Source organism: Mycobacteriales bacterium (genome assembly GCA_030697205.1).
Classification (GTDB): domain Bacteria; phylum Actinomycetota; class Actinomycetes; order Mycobacteriales; family SCTD01; genus JAUYQP01.
In genome coordinates this window covers 15,886-32,707 of sequence record JAUYQP010000040.1, presented here as the reverse complement: position 1 = coordinate 32,707, position 16,822 = coordinate 15,886, and the positions used below count along the sequence as shown (strand labels likewise).

Below are 16,822 nucleotides of genomic sequence, written 5' to 3'. Positions count from 1 at the left end.
CGACGCGCCGGGGACCCCGCATGACTCCCGACGACCTGTGCCGCCTGCTCGACGTGCCCTTCACCGACGAGCAGCTCGCGGCCGTCACCGCGCCGCTCGCCCCCGGCCTCATCGTCGCGGGCGCCGGCTCGGGCAAGACCACCGTCATGGCCGCCCGGGTCGTCTGGCTGGTCGGCACCGGGCAGGTCGAGCCCGAGCGGGTCCTCGGCCTCACCTTCACCAACAAGGCCGCGGCCGAGCTGGCCGGACGCGTCACCAAGGCCCTCGCCAAGGCGGGCCTCGCGACCCGCGCCGACAGCCCGGTAGACGACGACTCCGGCGAGCCGGTGGTCTCGACGTACCACTCCTATGCCGGCCGGCTCGTGACCGAGCACGGGCTCCGGCTTGGCGTCGAGCCGCGCGCCCGGCTGCTCGCCGACGCCACGCGCTACCAGCTCGCCGCCCGTGTCCTGCGGCGCCACCGCGGCCCGGTCGTGTCGCTGACCAGGCCCATGTCGATGCTCGTCGGCGAGCTCGTCTCGCTCGACGCCGAGCTGTCCGAGCACCTCGTCGACCCGGCCGACCTGGTCGCCTGGGACGCCACGTGGACGGCCCTGCTCGAGCAGCGCTGCGCCGACGCCGCCGGGCAGAAGGGCCACAAGACCCACTGCGACACCCTCATGAAGTACGCCGGGGCGGCCCGCCAGCGGGCCGAGCTGGCCGAGCTGGTGCTCTCCTACCGCGACGCCAAGCGCGACCTCGACGCGGTCGACTTCGGCGACCAGGTCGCACTCGCCGCCCGGCTCGCGGAGGACGTGCCCGAGGTCGCCGAGCTGGAGCGGGCGGCCGCTTGTGTGGTGCTGCTCGACGAGTACCAGGACACCTCCGTCGCCCAGCGACGGATGCTGGTCGGGCTCTTCGGCGGGCACCCCGTCACCGCCGTCGGGGACCCGTGCCAGGCCATCTACGGCTGGCGCGGCGCGTCGGTGTCCAACCTCGACGGCTTCCCCGAGCACTTCGCCGCGGGGGAGCGCGCCCCGGTCTTCAGCCTGTCGGTCAACCAGCGCTCCGGGGGCCGGCTGCTGCAGCTGGCCAACCGGGTCGCCGACGCCCTGCGGTCCCGGCACACCGTCGTCGAGCTGCGCGCCCCGTCGGCGAAGGCGGAGCTGGGCCGGGTCGTCACGGCGCTGCACGAGACCTGGCGCGACGAGGTCGAGTGGGTCGCCGACCAGGTCGAGGCCGCCCACGCCGAGGGCACCACGTGGGGCGAGATCGCCGTGCTCGTGCGGGCCCGCAAGGACTTCGCCGACCTGCATGCCGTGCTCGCGGCGCGGGGCGTGCCCGTCGAGGTCGTCGGTCTCGGGGGCCTGCTGCAGCTGCCGGAGGTCGCCGACGTCGTCGCGACCCTCGAGGTGGTCGAGGAGCCGACGGCCAACGCCGCGCTGCTGCGGCTGCTCACCGGCCCGCGCTGGCGGCTCGGCGTGCGCGACCTCGCCCAGCTCGGGCGGCGCGGCAAGGAGATGCTCGTCAGCGGTGTGCGCGACCCGGGCCTCGACGACGTCGAGCCGCCCGAGCTCGACGAGACCGACCTCGACGTCGATGACACCGCGCTCGAGGAGGCGGTGGCCGGCATCGACCCGTGTGACGTCGTCTCGCTCGCCGACGTCCTCGACCGGCCCGGTCACCAGGGCTGGTCGCTCGAGGGACTGCAGCGCGTCACCGCCCTCGCCGCCGAGCTGCGCCACCTGCGCGCCCACCGCGGCGAGCCGCTGCTCGACCTGGTCCACCGGGTCGTCGAGGTGAGCGGTCTCGACGTCGAGCTGGCCGCCTCGCCGGAGGCGGTGGAGGCCCGCCGTCGCGAGTCGCTGTCGGCGTTCCTCGACGTCGTTGCGGGCTTCTCCGACCTCGACGGCGAGACCTCGCTGACGTCGTTCCTCTCCTTCCTGCGGGCCGCCGAGGAGCACGAGCGCGGCCTCGACGCCGTCGCGCCCAGCGGCGCCGACGCTGTGCAGCTGCTCACCGCCCACCGCGCCAAGGGCCTCGAGTGGGACGTCGTCGTCTGCCCCGACCTCACCAAGGGCGTGTTCCCGGCCGACACCCTCAAGGGACGGTGGACCACGACGGCGGCGGTCCTGCCCGGGCCGCTGCGCGGGGACGCGCTCGACCAGCCCACGCTCGACGAGGAGCTCGACAAGGCGGCGGTGTCGTCGTACGACGTCGCCTGTCGCGAGCACCTCGAGCGGGAGGAGCGCAGGCTCGGCTACGTCGCCTTCACCCGCGCGCGCCGGCTGCTCGTCGGCAGCGGTCACTGGTGGGGACCCACCCAGAAGCGGCCCCGGGGGCCGTCGCCGTTCCTCGCCGAGCTGCGCGAGCACGCGCTCGCCGGCCACGGCGACGTCGCGGCCTGGGTCGAGGAGGTCGACGCCGACGCGGGCAACCCGCTGCTCGTCGAGGCGGCCGACCACGTCTGGCCGGCGCCCTACGCCCCGGAGCCGCTGGCCCGGCGGCAGGCCGCCGCCGCGCAGGTCCGTGACGACGTCGCGCTGCTCGCCGCACGGCAGCCGCTCGAGGAGGACACCGGCCTGCTGTCGTGGGAGCGCGAGGAGCTGGCCCGGCTCGACCGGGAGGCCGCGCTGCTGCTCGACGAGGAGCGGGCCGCGCGCTCTGCGGTGCGGGAGGTGCGACTGCCCGCGTCGCTGTCGGCGTCGCAGGTCGTCCGGCTGCAGGCCGACCCTGACGGCTTCGCCCGCGAGCTCGCCCGGCCGATGCCCCGGCCCCCGGCTCCGGCGGCCCGGCGCGGGACCCGCTTCCACGCCTGGGTGGAGACGCTGTTCGACGCCCGCCCGCTGCTCGACGCCGACGAGCTGCCGGGGGCGGAGGACGACGCGGTCGGCACCGACGAGGACCTCGCCGCGCTGCAGGAGGCCTTCCTCGCCTCGCCGTGGGCGTCGCTGCGGCCGTACGCGGTCGAGGCGCCCTTCGCGCTGCCGCTCGCCGGTCGGGTCGTGCGCGGCCGCATCGACGCGGTCTACGCGCTGGGTGACGGCCGGTGGAAGGTCGTCGACTGGAAGACCGGCCGCGAGGCCGCCGACCCGCTGCAGCTGGCCGTCTACCGCCTCGCCTGGGCTGCGCTCGCCGGAGTCGAGCCGTCAGCCGTCGACGCGTCCTTCCTCTACGTCCGCACCGCCACAGAGGTCGTCCACGACGACCTGCCCGGCCGGGCCGCGCTGGAGGCGCTCCTGCGCGGCGATGTCAAGGCGGAGCCGCTCACTCTGCTGTGAGGCAGGAACGCGCGGGTGGGGCGTCGAAGTAGCGCTGGACAGCCCCCGATCCCAGGAGCACCTGTGTCGCGCCGCCTGCCCACCGCCCTGATCGCCTCCGCCGCCCTCGTCTGCGGCGGGGCGGCCGCACTCGCCGCGCCCAGCGCTGCGCCCGCGCCGCTGCGCCTCGCGCCCATCGAGGAGTCGCTGCTCGACGGCGGGATGCAGCGCGGGTTCGTCGAGCTGTCCTCCACCGCGACGGCGGCGGACCTCACGGCGATCTTCGCCGCCGGTGTCGTCAAGGCGCACCCGTTCCGGATCGTGCCGCAGGTCGCCGTGGTCGCGCCCAGCAGCGCCTTCCGCGCGTTGGCTGCGCTGCCGGGCGTCGTACGCCTGCAGGAAGACCACGGCATCAAGCTCAACCTCGACAAGAGCAAGGCGGCGCTCGGCGTCCCGACCGTGCGCGCCCCGAAGCCCAAGGGCCTCGGCTTGACCGGCAAGGGCGTGCGGGTCGCGGTCATCGACACCGGCATCGACGGCACCCACCCCGACTTCGCCAACCTGCTGCACGCCTACAACACCGAGTTCGCCTGGCTGACCGAGCCCGTGCAGGACGGCCTCTACGGCCAGGAGGCCTTCGAGCTGACCGAGCAGTACGGCAGCATCGACGAGAGCGGCCATGGCACCCACGTCGCGTCGACCGTCGCCGGCCAGGGCCAGGCCGCCCTCGACGCCGGCCTCGAGGAGGACATGACAGGCGTCGCCCCCGGCGCCGAGCTCGTGACCTACAAGATCGCCGGCGCCACCCAGACCGCGGCCGACCTCGGCTGGGAGCAGAACGCCATGGTCGCGATCGAGCACATCGTCGAGCACAGCGACGAGCTCAAGATCAAGATCGTGTCCAACTCGTGGAGCATCTACGAGGTCGACGACCCCGACGTCGAGCCGACCATCCAGATCATCCGGGCGGCGTCGCGCCGCGGCCTGCTCTTCACGTTCGCGGCCAGCAACGACGGTCCGGCTGACCAGACCGTCGGCTGGCCCGGCGCGACCGGCGAGGTGCTCACCGTCGCCTCGACCATCAAGACCAAGCCGTTCGGCGTCTCGTCGTTCTCGAGCCGCGGCTACCAGGTCGATGTCGCCGCCCCGGGCTCGTCCATCACCGCGGCCAAGGCGGCCCTCGCGAGCTACGTCCCCGAGTCCCGGTTGGGTGCGGCCGCGCCGTTCTACGCCTCGATCTCCGGCACGTCGATGGCGACCCCCCACGTCGCCGGCGTCCTCGCGCTGCTCGCCGAGGCCAACCCGAAGCTCACCCCGACCCAGCTCAACGAGGTCATCGAGCGCACCGTCACCGACCTCGGCGACACGGGCAAGGACCACAGCTACGGCTGGGGCTTCGTCGACGCGATCAAGGCCAGCAAGGTCGCCCTGTGCCTGGCCAAGAAGCCCGGCGCGGAGTCCTGCTTCACCGCCAACAAGGCGATGGCCAAGAAGAAGTGGGCGCTGGACTGGGACGACAAGGGCAACAAGAGCCGTACGTCGCAGAGCTGACCCGCAGCGGGCCGACCCGCCCGCCCGAACGGACTCCACGGGGCCGCACCGTCACGGTGCGGCCCCGCGGCATGTCCGGGCCTGTCCGGGCGCCCCGCCCCCCGCCCCCCGCTCACCCACCCGCCCACCCGCCCACCCACCCGCCCACCCGCCCGCCTGGGATTGGGCGGGTTTCATCGGCGTGGCGGACTGCGACACGCCGCCAAGAGCCACCCAATCGAGCCGGGGCGGGGCGGGGCGGGGCGGGGCGGGGCGGGGCGGGGCGGGGCGGGGCGGTCAGAGGTCGATCGCGAGGGCCCGGTGGTCCGACACGGGCAGCGGCGGCGTCGAGACCCTGCGCACCGGCGGCAGGTTGCCGTGACCCAGCACGTGGTCGAGTTGGATGCGCGGCCCGTTGCTCGGGTAGGTCGGGGCGCTCGCCAGTGATCGCCATCCGCCCGACAGCAGCTGCGGGAACGGCGGCGGCATGTTGAGGTCGCCCAGCAGCACCTTCGGCCCCGGCAGGTCCGCGAGCGCCGCGAGCAGCTTGCGGAGCTGCACGCCGTTCCAGACCGGCACGAACGACAGGTGCGTGGTCGCGATGGTCATCACGCCGAGCGGCGTCTCGACGACCGCGGCGAGACCGATCCGCGGCTCGTCCTGCAGCAGGATCCACTTCCGGGTGCCCGGCAGCATGATCGGGCTCTTCACCGGGGCGGCGGGCAGGGTGACGACGCGCCAGTCCAGGACGGGGAACCTCGAGACCAGCCCCACGCCGTACGACGCGGAGGTCTCGTCGAGGTCCGCATCCGTGGCCGCGCGCCAGACCTCGCCGGGGGTCCCGACCAGAGCCGGCACGAAGCGCCACGCGACCGCACCGCCCGCCTCGGCGACCTCGGCGGTGAGGTCGCGCAGGTCCGAGCGCGGCTGCGCGCGGTCGACCTCCTGCAGGCCGAGGACGTCCGCGTCGAGCTCGGTGACGGAGTCGCGCAGGCGGCCGGGGTCGCACGCGAAGTCGGTGATGGAGCGGCCGTGCAGCAGGTTCAGGGTCGCGAGGCGCACCTGGCAGACGCTATCGCCGTGGTCTCGCCCGGCGCCGACAGGAGAGTCAGCGGGTGATCGGGGGGTAGGGGCCACGCCATGAGCATCTCTGGCCCGATGACCGCCCTCGCCCTCGTCTGCACGCTGAAGCCCTCGCCTGCGCCGTCCAGCGCCGCCCGGCTCGCCGATGTGCTCCTGCAGCCCTTCGCCGACGCCGGCTGGCAGTCCTCGTCGCTGCGGATGGTGGACCACCTGGTCCGCCCCGGCACCGCGACCGACGAGGGCGACGGCGACACGTGGCCGACGCTGCGCGCGCGGGTCGACGAGGCCGACGTGCTGCTGCTCGTCACGCCGATCTGGAACGGCCAGCCGGCCTCGCCCTACCTCCAGGTCGCCGAGCGGCTCAACGCCGTGCTGTCCGAGAAGGACGACGCGCAGCGCACCCCGCTGTTCGGCAAGGTCGGCGTTGTCGGGGTCGTCGGCAACGAGGACGGTGCCCGCCACGTCGGCGGGATCGGGATGGCCGCGCTGTCCGAGCTCGGCCTGACCTTCGCCGCGGTACCGCTCGCCTACTACCTCGGCGAGGACCTCGTCGAGCAGGACGAGGTGCCCGACAGCGTGACCGAGATGGCTGCCCGCACCGGCTCCAACGCGATCCACCTCGCCGGGCTGCTGAAGGGGTCGGTCTACCCCGGCGTCTGAGCGAGGTGCGGCAGGAGCAGCCCGGCGAGGTCGTCGCCTGCCTCCTCCGGCACCCAGTGGCAGACTCCGGGCAGCACCTCGAAGCGGTAGGGCCCTGTGCACCACGCGGCGGTGCCCTCGGCGCCGGCGCGACCCAGCGCGCGGTCCTGGTCGGACCACACGTGCATCGTTGGCACCGTCACCGCGGGCGTGTCGCCGATGTCCTCGAGTCGCTGCGCGGCGTACCACCGCAACCACGCGTCCAGGGCTCCTGGCTCCCGCGCGGCGCGCACCATCGCGTCGACGTCGACCGCGGACGGCGACTCCCCGAACAGCGACCGCAAGGCCGCGGCGTCATCGGCCAGGAGCTCCACGGCGTACGACGGGCGTGCGAAGTCGCGCATGTAGAGCGAGCGTGCCCGCTGGTCGTCGTCGGTGCGCAGCGCCTCGACGAACGCCCGCGGGTGCGGAACCGACACGGCCGTCAGAGTGCGCACCCGGTCCGGGTGGCGGGCGCCGAGCTGCCACGCGACCGCCGCGCCCCAGTCGTGGCCCACCACATGAGCGCGAACGATCCCGAGCGCGTCGAGCAGGCCCAGGGCATCCTCGACGAGCCGCGGCAGCCGGTAGTCCTCCACGTCGAGCGGCCGGGCACCCGGGGAGTAGCCACGCTGGTCGGGGGCGACGACCCGGTAGCCGTGCAGGTGGGGGACGACGAGCCGCCACGAGTGCGAGGTCTGCGGGAAGCCGTGCAGCAGCAGGACCGCGTCCCCCTCCCCGCCTGTGTCGAGGACGTTGAAGACCAGCTCACCGACCGGCACCTGTCGCATGGTCCGACCCTAGGGTGAGCGGGTGCGGACGTCGTGGCGCGACTACCTGGGCGACTTCCACGCGGAGCGCCCCGGCATCACCGAGCAGCTGCTCGACCGGGCCCGTGACGACCGGGGGCGCACGCCCTACGACTGGGTCGCCGACGCGGTGCCCCGAGGCACGGCCGTGCTCGACCTCGCCTGCGGCAGCGCGCCGCTCGCCGAGCGGCTCGTCGCGTCGTACGTCGGGATCGACCTGTCCGCGTCCGAGCTCGCGCTCGCCGCGCGCAAGGGTGCTCCCGTCGTGCAGGGCGACGCCACGCGACTGCCCGTCGCCGACGACGCGGTCGACGTCGTCGTCGTGTCGATGGCGCTCATGCTCGTGCCGCTCGCCCCCACGCTGGTGGAGGTCCGGCGCGTGCTTCGACCGGGTGGTCGGCTGGTCGCGCTCCTGCCGACCACCGGTCCGATGCCCCCGCGCGACCTGCTGCGGTTCGCGCGGCTGTGCGTCGCGCTGCGCCAGCGCGGACTCGACTACCCCAACGACGCGGAGCTCACCGACGGCGTGCCAGGCTTCACGACCGTCCTCGACGAGCAGCGCGGCTTCGTCGTCGAGCTCGACACCGCTGACACTGCGCAGATGCTGCTGCGCTCGCTCTACCTGCCCGAGGTCGGTGATGAGCGGATGGCCCACGGCGCCGCGGTCGTGAGCCGCTGGGTCGGCAGCACCATGACGACCCCGCTGCGGCTGCTCGTCGCCGAGCCCGGAGCATGATGGGCGCATGAGCGTGCTCGACGAGTCCACCGGTGCGGCCACCCACGAGGTGACCAACCAGCCGCCGCCCCTGGTCGGCCATGACGTCGCCGACGACCCGGCGCTGCTCGAGGGCGTCGCCCGTGAGGGGGCCTCCTGGTACCTCGACGACCTGCACCGCGTCGGCGTCATGGCCGGGTCGGAGGAGGTGCAGCGCTGGGGTGACGAGGCCAACCGCGTCGAGCCGGTCCTGCGCACCCACGACCGCTTCGGTCACCGCGTCGACGAGGTCGAATTCCACCCGTCCTGGCACCGGCTGCTCGACGTCGCCGTCGCCGAGGGCCTCGCCGGAGCGCCGTGGACCGACGACCGCCCCGGTGCCCACGTCGCGCGGGCTGCAGGCTTCTTCACATGGGGCCAGGCCGAGGCGGGTCACGGGTGCCCCGTCTCGATGACCTACGCCGTCGTGCCCGCGCTGCGGACCACCCCGGAGCTCGCGGCGGTCTACGAGCCGCTGCTCACCAGCCGCGTCTACGACCCGGGCCTGCGCACGCCGACGACCAAGCGCGGCCTGCTCGCCGGCATGGGCATGACCGAGAAGCAGGGCGGGTCCGACGTCCGCGCCAACACCACGACCGCGGTGGAGGCCGGTGACGGGACCTGGCTGCTGCGCGGCCACAAGTGGTTCACCAGCGCGCCGATGTGCGATGTCTTCCTGGTCCTCGCGCAGGCACCGGCGGGGCTGTCGTGCTTCCTCGTGCCGCGGGTGCTGCCCGACGGCAGCCGCAACACCTTCCGGATCCAGCGGCTGAAGGACAAGCTCGGCAACCGCTCCAACGCGAGCAGCGAGCCGGAGTTCGACGGGACCGTCGCCGGGCTCGTCGGCGAGGAGGGCCGCGGGGTCCGCACCATCATCGAGATGGTCGCGATGACCAGGCTCGACTGCGTGGTCGGCTCCGCGGCCGGGACCCGCGCCGCGGTCGTGCAGGCCGTCCACCACGCCCACCACCGGTCGGCCTTCGGGTCGCGGCTGGTCGACAAGCCGCTGATGCGGGCCGTGCTCGCCGACCTGCAGGTCGAGTCGGAGGCTGCGACGACGCTGGCGATGCGGCTCGCCGGCGCGGTCGACCGGCGGGAGAGCGCCTTCGCGCGGCTCGCCGTGCCGGTCGGCAAGTACTGGGTCTGCAAGCGCCAGCCGACCGTCGTGGCCGAGGCGCTGGAGTGCCTCGGTGGCAACGGCTACGTCGAGGAGTCCGGGATGCCGCGGCTCTACCGCGAGGCACCGCTCAACGGCATCTGGGAGGGCTCGGGCAACGTCCAGGCGCTTGACGTGCTGCGCGCCATGGCCCGCTCGCCCGAGGCGGTCGAGGCCTTCTTCGAGGAGGTCGGCCTGTCCCGCGGCGTCGATCCGCGACTCGACACCGCGGCCGACGGTCTGCGCGAGGGGCTCTCGGACCTGGGCGACCTCGAGGCCCGCGCCCGTCGCCTGGTCGAGCGGATGGCCCTGGTGCTGCAGGGCTCGCTGCTCGTCCGCTGGTCGACCCCGGCCGTGGCGGACGCCTTCTGCGCGAGCCGCCTCGCGGGCGACTGGGGCCATGCCCTGGGCACCCTGCCGCGCGGCGTCGACACCGCGGGGATCCTCGACCGGGTCTGAGCCGAGGCCCCGCCGGGAGGTCAGCGCTCGACGGTGCGCATGTCCGGGCAGTACAGCCAGGTCCTCAGACCTCCAGCAGGCGCGCGGGGACGATCGTCACGGGGAACGGCAGCTCGACGCTGATCGCCTCCTCGCCCACTGCCAGGCCGCGCTCGACGTAGTCGTCGCCGTCCAGCTCGAGGACCCGCAGCGACGGGGCGTCGACGTCGAGCAGCCAGTACGACGCGATGCCGAGGCGGGCGTACTCCCTGCGCTTGCGGACCGCGTCCCGACTGGCCGTCGACGGGGACCGCACCTCCACGGCGAGCAGCGGCAGGTCGCCGTTCTCGATGAGCGCGAACTCCCTGCGCACCACCGTGACGTCCGGCTCGAAGTGCGTGGCGTCCGGGTCGTCCACATTGATCGGAATGGAGAAGACGGCCAGGTGGCCAGGACACGTGGCCCGCAGTGCATCGCCGATCGTGAGGCAGCCCCATTGGTGCCTCCTCCGAGCAGTCGGGCTCACGAGGAGCTCGCCGTGGACGAGCTCGTAGCGCCGGCCGTCCTTCGGCAGGTCCTCGAGGTCGGCGATCGTGTAGCGCCGCTCGAGGTCCACCGTCCCACCGCTCATGCTCCCCATCGTCGGCCTCCTCTCTGCCGCTGTCGAGCGTCTCAGCGGATGGCGTCCTTTGCTGCGGCTGTCCACAGGCTCGGCTAGCGTCGTCAGGGTGCCGACCCCGACAGCTGCGAAGACGTCCGCCAGCCCGCGCCGTGCGACCCGTCCGGTGGGGCAGGGGACAGCCGCGCTGAACCCGTCGTACGACGTGGTCCGCACGACCCTCGGCAACGGCCTGCGGGTGCTCGTGCAGCCCGACCGCAGCAGCCCGGTCGTCGCGGTCGCCGTCTACTACGACGTGGGCATGCGCTCCGAGCCCGAGGGCCGCACCGGCTTCGCGCACCTCTTCGAGCACCTGATGTTCCAGGGCTCGGCGAGCCTCGCCAAGAGCGAGCACTTCACCTACGTGCAGGGCAGCGGCGGGACCCTCAACGGCTCGACGCACGTCGACTACACCAACTACTACGAGGTGCTGCCGAGCAGCGCGACCGAGCTCGCGATGTTCCTCGAGGCGGACCGCATGCGGTCGGTCGCGCTGACCCAGGACAACCTCGAGAACCAGGTCGCGGTCGTCAAGAACGAGATCAAGGTCAACGTCCTCAACCGCCCCTACGGCGGCTTCCCGTGGCTGCTCATCCCGCCGGTGGTCTACGACGACTTCGCCAACAGCCACAACGGCTACGGCGACTTCGTCGACCTGGAGAGCGCCACCCTCGACGACGCCCAGGGCTTCTTCGACCGCTACTACGCACCCGGCAACGCCGTGCTCGTGGTGTGCGGCGACGTCGACACCGAGCAGGTGCTCGGCTGGGCTGAGCAGCACTTCGCCGACATCCCGGCGCGCGCCGTGCCGGAGCGCCCGAGCTTCGCCGAGCCGTGGCCGACCGCCGAGCGCCGCGAGGTCGTCACCGACCACCTCGCGCCGACGCCCGCCGTCGCCGTCGCCTGGAGGGTCCCGGACCCGTCCGACCTCGCGACCTACCTGCCCTACCTCGTGCTCGCCGAGGTCCTCACCGACGGCGACGCGGCGCGGCTCAACCGCCGGCTGCTGCTCGAGGACCGCAGCGTCACGAGCGTCGGCGGCTACCTCGGCCTGCTCGGCGACCCGCTTGACGCCCGCGACCCGACGCCGCTGCTGCTCGAGGTGCACCACCCGAGTGAGACCCCGGTCGACGTCGTCCTCGACACCATCAGCGAGGAGATCGCCCGGTTGGCCGAGCACGGCCTCGAAGACGGCGAGCTGCAGCGCACCGTGGCCCGGCTCACCGCGCGCTACCTGCGGGAGGTCGACCCGGTCCTCGGTCGCGCCCTGCACCTGGCCGTCTTCGAGCAGCAGCGCGACCGCGCCGAGCTCGTCAACGAGCTGCCCGGCCTGCTCGCCGCTGTCACCGATGCGCAGGTGCAGGCCGCCGCTGCCACCCTCACCCCCGACACCCGGACCGTGCTCGAGCTGCGTCCGGCCACGACCGGAGAGGCGTCCGCGTGACCGCCCCGACCGTTTCCCAGTCCCGGCCCGTCCCGGCCCTCGCGAAGGCCCGCCCACCGAAGCTGCCGTCGGTCGCCGAGCGCACCCTCGACAACGGCCTGCGTGTCCTGGCCGTCCGGCGGCCCGGTGTGCCGCTGGTCGAGCTGCGGCTGCGGGTGCCGTTCGCCGGCCCCAGCGGCAAGAAGCAGGAGGCCCACACCGCTCAGGCCCAGCTGCTCGGCGACACGATGCTGCTCGGCACCGAGCGCCGCGACGCGGCTCGCATCGCGGTCGACCTGCAGGGCCTCGGCGGCCAGCTCAACGCGACCGTCGACGCCGACCGGCTCGGGATGGGTGGCTCGGTGCTCGCCACCGGCCTGCCCGGTCTGCTCACGCTGCTCGGTGAGCTGCTGACCAGCGCCAGCTATCCCAAGGACGACGTCGTCGGAGAGCGCGACCGGCTGGTGCAGGAGCTCGCGATCTACCGCTCGCAGCCTGCGGTCCTCGCCCGCGAGGCCCTGCTGCACCGGCTCTACGGCGACCACCCCTATGGCCGCGACCTGCCCACCGCCGAGGCCGTCGAGGGTGTGAAGCCCTCGCAGCTGCGCGCGCTGCACGCCAAGCGGGTCGCGCCGCAGGGCTCCGTGCTGGTCCTCGTCGGTGACCTCCCGCCCGCCCGGCTGATCGCCCTCGTCGAGAGCGCGCTCGCCGGCTGGACCACCGTGTCCCCGGCTGCCACCACGCCCGCCCTGCCGACGCCGGAAGTAGGGCCGGCGCTGCTCGTCGACCGCCCGGGCGCGGTCCAGACGACGATCCGCATGGCGCGCCCGGTGCCGTCGCGCACCGCGCCGGACTTCGCGGCGCTGAGCCTGGCCAACCTCGTCTTCGGCGGCTACTTCTCCAGCCGATGGGTCGCCAACATCCGTGAGGACAAGGGCTACACCTACAGCCCGCACGCCGTCATCGAGCACCCGCCGGCCGGCTCGCGGCTGACGCTGTCGGCCGACGTGACGACCGGGGTCACCGGTCCGTCGCTGCTCGAGACGTCCTACGAGCTGGGCCGGGTCGCGACCGTGCCCGTCGCCCAGGACGAGCTCGACCAGGCGCGTCGCTACGCCATCGGCTCGCTCGCGCTCGGGACCTCCTCGCAGGCCGGCCTCGCCTCCACGCTGTCGCTGCTGGCCGGCAGCGGCCTCGGGGTCGAGTGGCTGCGCGACCACCCGAAGGCACTGGCCGCCGTCACCGTCGACGACGTCCTCGCCGCCGGCGAGGCCTACCTCGCGCCGACGACCTTCACCACGGTGCTCGTGGGTGACGCCGAGCAGGTCGCCGGTCAGGTCGGTGCGGTCACGCCCTTCGTCACCGGGTGAGGCAGGTACCTGCGCTGTCGCGCAGCACCGTCGACCGTGACGCCGCGACCCGCGACGACCCGGCGGCGCTGGCCCGTGCGTGGGAGACAGCCCAGGTCCTGGTGGTGTCGGAGGGTCGCGCGCTCGTCGACGGCACCGACCTCGTCCTCGTCGACGCCGTCGACGCCCCGGACGGCCTGCGCGTCTACCTCGGCAGCGAGGCCGGGCGGGCGGTCTTCGCCGTCGTCGGCGAGCTGCCCCGCCGGCTCGGCGCGAAGCCGCAGGGGCTGCGGGAGGTCGGCGCCGTGCTGTCCGACCGCGACGCGGGCCTGCTCGTGCATGCGGTCGGCGTCACGAACTGGCACGCCACGCACGTCCGCTGCCCGCGCTGCGGCGCCCCGACGACGCCGGTCAAGGGCGGCTCTGTCCGCCAGTGCGAGGTCGACGGCAGCGAGCACTTCCCCCGCACCGACCCGGCCGTGATCATGCTGGTCACCGACGGCGCCGACCGCTGCGTGCTGGGCCGGCAGCCGGTCTGGCCGCCAGGCCGCTTCTCGACGCTGGCGGGCTTCGTCGAGCCGGGTGAGTCCGCCGAGCAGGCCGTGGTCCGCGAGGTCCTCGAGGAGGTCGGTCTCCCGGTCCGCGACGTCCGCTACACCGGCAGCCAGCCATGGCCGTTCCCGTCGTCGTTGATGCTCGGGTTCACCGCGGTCTGCGACGGCGACCTCGAGCCCCTGGCCGCCGACGGCGAGCTCGACGACGCTCGCTGGTTCACCCGCGACGAGCTGCGCGGCGCGGCGCTGTGGGACGGCCGCGAGGGCCCGGTCATGCTCCCCACCTCGGTGTCGATCGCCTACCGCCTCATCACCGACTGGGTCGAGCAGGGCTGAGGGCTCCCCCACGGGCCGACAGGAGTACGCCGGGGCGCGTCCGGGTGTGGGTCGACCCGTGCTGGGGGAGGACCTGGTGCATGGGGGTCGGAGCGGTCGCGCGCGAGGCGCACGGGAGCACGGTGGTCGACCGGCTGGCCCGGGCCGGCCTGGTGAGTCGTGGCGTCGTCTACCTCGTCGTCGGGATGCTCGCCCTGTCGGTGGTCCTCGGCGGCGACGAGCGCACCGACAAGGCCGGCGCACTGCGGGCCATCGCCGACCGGCCGCTCGGCGAGCCACTGCTCGTCGTGATGGTCGTCGGCTTCCTCGGCTACGCCGCCTGGCGGTTGCTGTCCGCGGCGGTCGGCCACCGAGACGACGACGAGCCCAAGCGCACCGGCAAGCGGCTGCTGTCGCTGGGCCGCGGCCTGTTCTACGCCGGTGTGGCGGTGACGACGGTCCGCTTCCTCGCCGAGGGCCAGCGCAGCTCGGACGACCAGACCCCGAGCCTGACCGCGCGGGTCCTCGAGACCACGGGCGGGCAGAGCGCGGTCTTCGTGCTCGGCGTCGTCGTCATCGGCACCGGCCTCGGGATCGCCGTGCGGGCGGCCCGGCAGAAGCAGGAGAAGCGCCTCGAGAGCTACCGCATCCCGGGCGCCCTGCGCACACCGGTCACCGTCGTCGGGGTCGTCGGGCTGGTCGGGCGCGGGCTGGTCATCGCGCTCGTCGGCGCCTTCCTCGTCAAGGCCGCGTGGCAGTTCGACGCCGACGAGGCCCGCGGTCTCGACGCGGCTCTCCAGGAGCTCGCCGAGCAGCCCTTCGGTCGCGGTCTGCTCGGCCTCGCCGTGGTGGGGCTGGTCGGTTATGCGCTCTGGTCGTTCGTCGAGGCGGCCTACCGCGAGACCTGACGCACCAGGACCGCCGGGCGCAGCGGGTCCTCGGCGCGCACCAGGACGTCGCAGTGCTCACCGGGCCTCGCGTCGGCGTCGTACGCCTCGAGCGCCTCGACCTGCCACGGTGGGCGGCCGCGTCGCAGCAGCGCTGCGGGGGAGAGCGCGACGTGGACGGTGAGCGCCGCGGGCAGGCCGTGGTCGAGCAGGAAGAGCCCCGCGACGACGACCACCGCGTGGTCAGGGAGCGGTCGTCGTTCGTGGCGCACCGACCGGTCGGTCACCGGGTCGCGCAGCGCCGGCAGCCAGGTCTGCCCGCCGAGCACCTCGCGGCGCAGCGCTCCGACGTCGAGCCAGCGCTCGCGGAAGGACTGCGGGTCCTCGCGGCCGTGCTCGAACCGCTCGCCGGCCGGCCGCAGGAAGCCGCCCGACGGAACGACGACGGGCGCGCGCCCGCGCGTCACGAGCGGGTCGGCCAGCAACGTCGCCGGGGCGCGCGAGCCGACGCCGTCGACGACGACGAAGGTCGGCGCGGGAAGGTCCGCGCAGAGGTCGGCGAGCAGCTCCGCGACACCCGTGGGCGACGAGGGGGTCAGGGCGCCTGTCAGCGCCGCCCGGCCAGCTCGGGCGGGAGCGGCACGCCCTGGTCGGTCGCCGACGCGACGACCTCGCGGGCCAGGTCGTGGACCTTGCGGCCGCGCGAGCGGGCGACCTTGCGCAGTCGCTCGAAGGCGTCGCGCGGGGAGGAGTGCTGGCGCTCGGTGAGGACGCCGATGGCCTGCTCGACGACGACCCGGGCGGCGAGGGCGTGCTCGAGCTGTTTGACCGACAGCCGCAGCTGTCCGACCTCGTCGAGCGGCGCGTCGGTCTTGGCCGGGCGCGCACCGGGAGCGAGCTCGCCGGCGAGCAGGTCGGCCAGGACCATCGCGCTGGTGAGGTCGCCGGTGCGGTCGTCACCGACCGCCCAGCCGCCCTCGGGGCTGCGCCGGATGACCACGCCCTCCGCGATGAGCGGGCCGAGGTGTGCCGACACGACCGCGGCGAGCTGGCGCAGCACGTCGATGGTGTCGTCGTCGACAGTCACCGAACCGCGGTCGATGCCGCACAGCGTCGCGACCGCGTTGCCCTCGGCATCGTGCACCGGGACCCCGACGTAGGAGCCGATGCCCAGCGTCGTGCGGGCGGGTGCGTCGGCGTAGTCGGGGTCGTTCGCCGCGTCGTTGGTCGCGTGCGGCGCGCCCTCGAGCATCCGGTGGCAGAAGGAGTCGGTGCGCTCCGCGGTCCACCCCGGCGTGACCTCGGGCCACGGCTCTGAACCGCCCGTGTGCACCTTGTCGAACGTGAAGGTGTCGTCGGTCAGCCCGCCGAGGAAGACTACCTCCATCCCGAGCAGGGTCGCCGCTGTGGACAGCACGGCGTCGAGCGCGGGGTGGGCGTACTCGGGGGAGGACACGTCGTCCCTTCGGTGGTGGGTTCGGTGCAGGGCAGGGCGACTTCGCCCGGCCTGGATGCACTGTCCGGGGTGGGCGACATCATCCCCCATCCGAGCCCGAACTCCACGCACCGGCATGGTGAGCGTCAGGCGGGGATGCGCGCCTTGACCTCGGCGAGGCTCGGGTTGGTGAGCGCCGCGCCGTCCGGGAAGACCACCGTCGGCACGGTCTGGTTGCCACCGTTCACGCTCATGACGTAGTCCGCGGCGGCCGGCTCCTGCTCGATGTCGACGACCTGGTAGCCGATGCCCTCGCGGTCGAGCTGCTTCATCAGGCGGTGGCAGTAGCCGCACCACTGCGTGCTGTAGATCGTCAGCTGCTCGGGCACAGGGAGGGGTCCTCTCGTCGTCACGGGTCGTCGAGGGCTGCAACGCCCGCTTTCCGCCGGTGCTTCCCGTCCCGTTCGTCCCCAGGGCCACACGGCCTGTCGCAGCGGTCTGGGAGACTGGTCCG

Annotated in this window: 15 protein-coding genes; 9 read left to right on the top strand and 6 right to left on the bottom strand. The window is 74.0% G+C overall.

The window, feature by feature from the left end:
• Positions 1 to 20 precede the first annotated feature (20 nt).
• Entirely contained in the window at positions 21 to 3,260 is a 3,240-nt protein-coding gene (locus tag Q8R60_12315; protein MDP3713253.1) for an ATP-dependent DNA helicase, read from the top strand.
• 63 nt (positions 3,261 to 3,323) lie between these two features.
• A complete protein-coding gene (locus Q8R60_12310) occupies positions 3,324 to 4,790 on the top strand; it encodes a S8 family serine peptidase (GenBank protein MDP3713252.1) in 1,467 nt (488 codons plus the stop codon).
• A 276-nt stretch (positions 4,791 to 5,066) separates the two neighbouring features.
• On the opposite strand, the gene Q8R60_12305 is transcribed toward Q8R60_12310, so the two are convergent.
• A complete protein-coding gene (locus Q8R60_12305; protein MDP3713251.1) occupies positions 5,067 to 5,831 on the bottom strand; it encodes an endonuclease/exonuclease/phosphatase family protein in 765 nt (254 codons plus the stop codon).
• 96 nt (positions 5,832 to 5,927) lie between these two features.
• On the opposite strand from Q8R60_12305, the gene Q8R60_12300 reads away from it, so the two are divergent.
• Positions 5,928 to 6,512 carry an NAD(P)H-dependent oxidoreductase gene (locus Q8R60_12300; GenBank protein MDP3713250.1) on the top strand — a complete coding sequence of 195 codons (585 nt, stop codon included), beginning with the start codon at positions 5,928 to 5,930 and terminating at the stop codon, positions 6,510 to 6,512.
• Here Q8R60_12300 and Q8R60_12295 read toward each other — a convergent pair.
• Entirely contained in the window at positions 6,497 to 7,321 is an 825-nt protein-coding gene (locus Q8R60_12295; GenBank protein ID MDP3713249.1) for an alpha/beta hydrolase, read from the bottom strand. The two genes, Q8R60_12300 and Q8R60_12295, sit on opposite strands and share 16 nt — an antisense overlap.
• A gap of 22 nt (positions 7,322 to 7,343) precedes the next feature.
• Here Q8R60_12295 and Q8R60_12290 point away from each other — a divergent pair, with 22 nt between their 5' ends.
• A complete protein-coding gene (locus tag Q8R60_12290; GenBank protein ID MDP3713248.1) occupies positions 7,344 to 8,075 on the top strand; it encodes a class I SAM-dependent methyltransferase in 732 nt (243 codons plus the stop codon).
• 7 nt (positions 8,076 to 8,082) lie between these two features.
• Complete coding sequence (locus tag Q8R60_12285; protein ID MDP3713247.1) at positions 8,083 to 9,708, top strand: acyl-CoA dehydrogenase family protein; 1,626 nt, start codon at positions 8,083 to 8,085, stop codon at positions 9,706 to 9,708.
• A 64-nt stretch (positions 9,709 to 9,772) separates the two neighbouring features.
• On the opposite strand, the gene Q8R60_12280 is transcribed toward Q8R60_12285, so the two are convergent.
• Entirely contained in the window at positions 9,773 to 10,318 is a 546-nt protein-coding gene (locus Q8R60_12280; protein MDP3713246.1) for a Uma2 family endonuclease, read from the bottom strand.
• A 97-nt stretch (positions 10,319 to 10,415) separates the two neighbouring features.
• Between Q8R60_12280 and Q8R60_12275 the strand changes: the two genes are divergently transcribed.
• From Q8R60_12275 to Q8R60_12260, 4 genes are all read left to right on the top strand, one after another.
• Complete coding sequence (locus Q8R60_12275) at positions 10,416 to 11,789, top strand: pitrilysin family protein (GenBank protein MDP3713245.1); 1,374 nt, start codon at positions 10,416 to 10,418, stop codon at positions 11,787 to 11,789.
• Positions 11,786 to 13,138, top strand: a complete 1,353-nt coding sequence (locus tag Q8R60_12270; protein MDP3713244.1) for a pitrilysin family protein — start codon at positions 11,786 to 11,788, stop codon at positions 13,136 to 13,138. Before Q8R60_12275 ends, Q8R60_12270 begins: the two co-directional genes overlap by 4 nt.
• A complete protein-coding gene (nudC, locus tag Q8R60_12265; GenBank protein ID MDP3713243.1) occupies positions 13,135 to 14,007 on the top strand; it encodes an NAD(+) diphosphatase in 873 nt (290 codons plus the stop codon). The genes Q8R60_12270 and nudC overlap by 4 nt, the downstream gene beginning before the upstream one ends.
• Before the next feature lie 80 nt (positions 14,008 to 14,087).
• Entirely contained in the window at positions 14,088 to 14,894 is an 807-nt protein-coding gene (locus tag Q8R60_12260; GenBank protein MDP3713242.1) for a DUF1206 domain-containing protein, read from the top strand.
• Here Q8R60_12260 and Q8R60_12255 read toward each other — a convergent pair.
• From Q8R60_12255 to Q8R60_12245, 3 genes are all read right to left on the bottom strand, one after another.
• On the bottom strand, positions 14,879 to 15,340 hold the full coding sequence (locus Q8R60_12255) for a uridine kinase (GenBank protein ID MDP3713241.1): 462 nt from the start codon (positions 15,338 to 15,340) through the stop codon (positions 14,879 to 14,881). The genes Q8R60_12260 and Q8R60_12255 overlap by 16 nt on opposite strands.
• A gap of 140 nt (positions 15,341 to 15,480) precedes the next feature.
• A complete protein-coding gene (locus Q8R60_12250; GenBank protein MDP3713240.1) occupies positions 15,481 to 16,329 on the bottom strand; it encodes a GAF and ANTAR domain-containing protein in 849 nt (282 codons plus the stop codon).
• A 125-nt stretch (positions 16,330 to 16,454) separates the two neighbouring features.
• Entirely contained in the window at positions 16,455 to 16,697 is a 243-nt protein-coding gene (locus Q8R60_12245) for a mycoredoxin (protein ID MDP3713239.1), read from the bottom strand.
• Positions 16,698 to 16,822: the final 125 nt, after the last annotated feature.